The 4385-nt window shown below is 62.6% G+C and carries 3 protein-coding genes; all 3 read right to left on the bottom strand.

Annotated features, from left to right (window positions below; translation table 11 throughout):
• Positions 1-48: 48 nt before the first annotated feature.
• Complete coding sequence (gene gcvP, locus ACR0NN_RS25190) at positions 49-2904, bottom strand: aminomethyl-transferring glycine dehydrogenase (RefSeq protein ID WP_170728037.1); 2856 nt, start codon at positions 2902-2904, stop codon at positions 49-51.
• A 111-nt stretch (positions 2905-3015) separates the two neighbouring features.
• Positions 3016-3381, bottom strand: a complete 366-nt coding sequence (gcvH, locus tag ACR0NN_RS25195) for a glycine cleavage system protein GcvH (RefSeq protein ID WP_170592655.1) — start codon at positions 3379-3381, stop codon at positions 3016-3018.
• A gap of 17 nt (positions 3382-3398) precedes the next feature.
• Positions 3399-4385 (bottom strand): glycine cleavage system aminomethyltransferase GcvT (gene gcvT, locus ACR0NN_RS25200; RefSeq protein WP_170728038.1); only part of this gene is annotated, 987 nt, incomplete at its 5' end.

Consider the following 4385-nt stretch of genomic DNA (forward strand, 5'->3'; position numbering starts at 1 on the left):
GGCTTCAACCCCCACCTTATTTGGTGGGGGTTTAGTGTTTGTTTGTGTTTATTCGGCTGCGTCTGCGTATTCTGACATTGGGGGGCATGTGCAGATGAGGTTTCGGTCTCCGTATGCGTTGTCGACGCGGTTGACGGGGGACCAGTATTTGTCGACGCCCATGGAGCCCGGAGGGAAGCAGGCCTGTTCGCGGGTGTAGGGGCGGTCCCAGTCGCCGACCAGATCGCGCACCGTGTGGGGGGCGTTTTTCAGCGGGTTGTTTTCCGCGTCGATCTTGCCGTCGATGATGTCCTGCGCCTCGGCCCGGATCGAGAGCATGGCGTCGCAGAAGCGGTCAAGCTCGTCCTTGGGTTCCGATTCCGTGGGTTCGACCATCAGGGTGCCCGCCACCGGCCAGGACATGGTCGGCGCGTGGAAGCCTGAATCGACCAGACGCTTGGCTACATCATCGACGGTGACATGCGCCGCCTCGTCCAGCGGACGGGTGTCGAGGATGCATTCATGCGCCACGCGGCCCGTCTCGGACGTGTAGAGGATCGGATAAGCATCCTGCAGACGTGCCGCGATGTAGTTGGCGTTCAGGATCGCCACTTTCGTGGCCTGCGTCAGACCCGCACCACCCATCAGCAGCACATAAGCCCAGCTGACCGGCAGAATGGACGGAGACCCAAAAGGCGCCGCCGAGACTGGGCCCACGGCGGTGCCGTATTCCGGGTGGCCGGGCAGGTGCTCTTCCAGATGCGCCTTGACACCGATCGGACCCATGCCGGGGCCGCCACCGCCATGCGGGATGCAGAAGGTCTTGTGCAGGTTCAGGTGGCTGACATCGCCGCCAATGTCACCGGGGCGCGACAGACCCACCATGGCGTTCATGTTGGCGCCGTCGATATAGACCTGACCGCCGTGATCATGGGTGATCTGGCAGACCTCCTGCACGGTGGTCTCGAACACGCCATGGGTCGAGGGGTAGGTGATCATGCAGGCGGCCAGATGGTCCGAGTGCTTTTCCGCCTTGGCGCGGAAGTCATTCAGATCAATGTTGCCGTTCTCATCCGCCAGCACCGGCACAACCTGCCAGCCCACCATCTGGGCCGAGGCCGGGTTGGTCCCGTGCGCCGAGGTCGGGATCAGGCAGACATTGCGCTGACCCTGCCCACGGGCGAAGTGATAGTTGCGGATGGTCAAGAGGCCCGCATATTCGCCCTGCGCGCCCGAGTTGGGCTGCTGGCTGATCGCGTCATAGCCGGTGATCTGGCACAGCTTGTCATTCAGATCGGCAATCATCTCGTGATAGCCCTGCGCCTGATCTTCCGGGCAGAACGGGTGCAGGTTGCCGAACTCGGGCCAGGTGACCGGGATCATCTCGATCGTGGCGTTCAGCTTCATGGTGCACGAGCCCAGCGGGATCATCGCCCGGTCCAGCGCCAGATCGCGGTCGGCCAGACGGCGCATATAGCGGGTGATCTCGGCCTCGGCCCGGTTCTTGTGGAAGATCTCGTGGGTCAGATAGGCGCTTTCGCGCAGCGCGTAATCGGGCAGGCGGTACTGCTTGTTCGAGCTGTCATCTTTGCGGTCGATGCCAAAGGCGCCCCAGACGGCCTCGATGGTCTCGGGCCGGGTCTGTTCGTCCAGGCTGATGCCCACTTTGGTCTCACCGACCTTGCGCAGGTTCACACCGCGCGCCACGGCGGCCTCCATCACGACGGTCTGCAGATGGCCGACCTCAACCGTGATCGTGTCAAAGAACACCTCAGGTTCCACGGCAAAGCCTGCCTCCTCCAGACCAGCCGCCAGGCGCGAGGTCTTACGGTGCACCGATTGCGCGATGGCCTTGATGCCGTCGGGGCCGTGATACACGGCATACATCGAAGCAATCACCGCCAGAAGCGCCTGCGCGGTGCAGACGTTCGAGTTGGCTTTCTCGCGGCGGATATGCTGCTCGCGGGTCTGCAGTGCCAGGCGATAGGCCTTGTTGCCGCGGCTGTCGATGCTGACACCGATGATCCGGCCCGGCATCGAGCGCTTCAGCTTGTCGGTGGTCGCCATATACGCGGCGTGCGGGCCGCCATAGCCCATCGGAACGCCAAAGCGCTGGGTCGAGCCGATGGCAATATCTGCGCCCATCTCGCCCGGTGACTTCAGAAGCGCCAGCGACAGGATATCGGCAGCAACAATGGCGATGGCCTTGTGTTCATGCAGAGCGGCGATCTCGGCGGTGAAGTCGCGCACATGGCCGTGCGTGCCCGGATACTGGAAGATCGCGCCAAAGACGGCGCCCGCATCCAGCGTATCCGGATCGGCAACCTGCACCTCGATGCCCAGAGGCTCGGCGCGGGTTTTGATGACCGCAATGGTCTGCGGGTGGCAGTTCTTGTCGACAAAGAAGGCCGCGTTGTTGGCTTTGGACCGACCACCGCGCTTGGCCATGGCCATCGCTTCGGCGGCAGCAGTGGCTTCGTCCAGCAGCGAGGCGTTGGCCACGTCCAGCCCGGTCAGGTCGCTGACCATGGTCTGGAAGTTCAACAACGCCTCAAGACGGCCCTGGCTGATCTCGGGCTGATAGGGGGTATAGGCCGTGTACCAAGCCGGGTTTTCCAGAATGTTGCGCAGGATCGGCGCAGGCGTCGTGGTGCCGTAATAGCCCTGACCGATCAGCGAGGTCAGAACCTTGTTCTTGCTCGCCACTTCTTTCATGTGAAAGAGCGCATCGCGTTCCGTCATCGCCGGGCCCCAGTCCAGCGGCTCTTTCTGCCGGATCGCGGGCGGGACGGTGGCGTCGATCAGCTCGTCCAGTGTCTTGAAGCCGATCACCTTGAGCATGTCGCGCATCTCGGTCGGGCTGGGCCCGATATGGCGGCGGTTGGCGAAGTCATAGGCTTCGTAATCGGTCAGTTTGAAGGCCATGTGTGCGCTCCTCAAGGATAGGTCAGACCCGGCGGAGACTGCGGGAGCCTCCGGCGGGAGTATTTGGAAAAAGATGAAGGGGCGGATCCGCGCAAGGACCCGCCGCTTGAATTACCCGATGAAGGCCTTGTAGCCGGCCTCGTCCATCAGATCTTCGAGCTGCGACGCGTCCGCGATCTTGATCTTGTAGATCCAGGCCTCGCCCTCGGGGTCTTCGTTCAGCGCGCCGGGATTGTCGGCCAGCGCCTCGTTCACTTCCGTAATCTCGCCGTCGACCGGTGCGTAAAGCTCGGACGCGGCCTTGACGGATTCGATCACGCCGATCTCGCCGCCTTTTTCGAACTCGTCGCCTGCTTCCTGCTGTTCCACGAACACCACGTCACCCAATTGCTCGGCGGCGTGTTTGGTGATGCCCAGCGTGGCGGTGTCGCCCTCAACAGCCAGCCATTCATGTTCTTCGGAATAATAGGTTGCCATGTCTCTCTCTCCTGACTTCAACGCTTGTAATTCTGTTTGACGAAGGGCAGCGCCACGATCTGCGCTGGCTGCGGTTTGCCCCGGATGATCAGGTTCACCGTCTCGCCCGGCTCGGTATGACCGGCCGTCACATAGCCCATCGCCACCGGTCCACCCACCGTGGGGCCAAACACGCCCGAGGTGATCTGGCCGATCGTGTTGCCATTGCTGCACTGGATCTCAACGCCCTGACGTGCCGGCGCCCGGCCCTCGGGCTTGATGCCCACCAGCTTTTTGGCGGGACCTTCGGCCAGTTCCTTCTGGATGCGATCCGCACCCGGGAAGCCGCCTTCTTCCTTGCGGCGTTTCTGGATCGCCCAAGCCAGCGAGGCCTCGATCGGCGAGGTGCTCTGGTCGATGTCATTGCCATAAAGGCACAGGCCCGCCTCCAGCCGCAGGCTGTCGCGCGCGCCCAGACCGGCCGCCTCGCAATCCTCATGTGCCAGGAAGGCCATGCTGATCTCGATCGCCTTGTCCTCGGGGATCGAGATCTCGTAGCCATCCTCGCCCGTGTAGCCCAGCCGCGAGATGCGGCATTCGACGCCGTTGATCTCGGCCACGGTGGTTTCCATGAAGGTCAGATCCCGCGCGGCAGGGCACAGATCACCCACAACGTTCTCCGCCGCAGGACCCTGAACCGCCACCAGCGCTCGGTCGAATATCTCGATCACTTCGACGCCTTCGAGGTGCTCACGCATATGCGGAATGTCCTGATGCCGCAGCGCCGCGTTCACCACCACAAAGTAGTGATCGCCCGCATTCGACACGATCAGATCATCCATGATCCCGCCTTCCGCGTTCGTAAAGAACCCGTACCGCGCCTTGCCTTCCTTCAGGGTCGCATAGGCCTGCGGGCACAAAGCTTCCAGCTTCTCACCCACATTCTCGCCCCGCAAAATCACCTGACCCATATGAGACACATCAAACAACGCCGCCTTCTCACGACACTGCTTGTGCTCCCCCAT

The organism is Ruegeria sp. BA2, from assembly GCF_056539605.1.

Excerpts from the sequence above, each read along its gene's own strand:
- gcvH (WP_170592655.1), bottom strand. The coding sequence starts at position 3,381 with ATGGCAACCTATTATTCCGAAGAACATGAATGGCTGGCTGTTGAGGGC.
- gcvP (WP_170728037.1), bottom strand. The coding sequence starts at position 2,904 with ATGGCCTTCAAACTGACCGATTACGAAGCCTATGACTTCGCCAACCGC.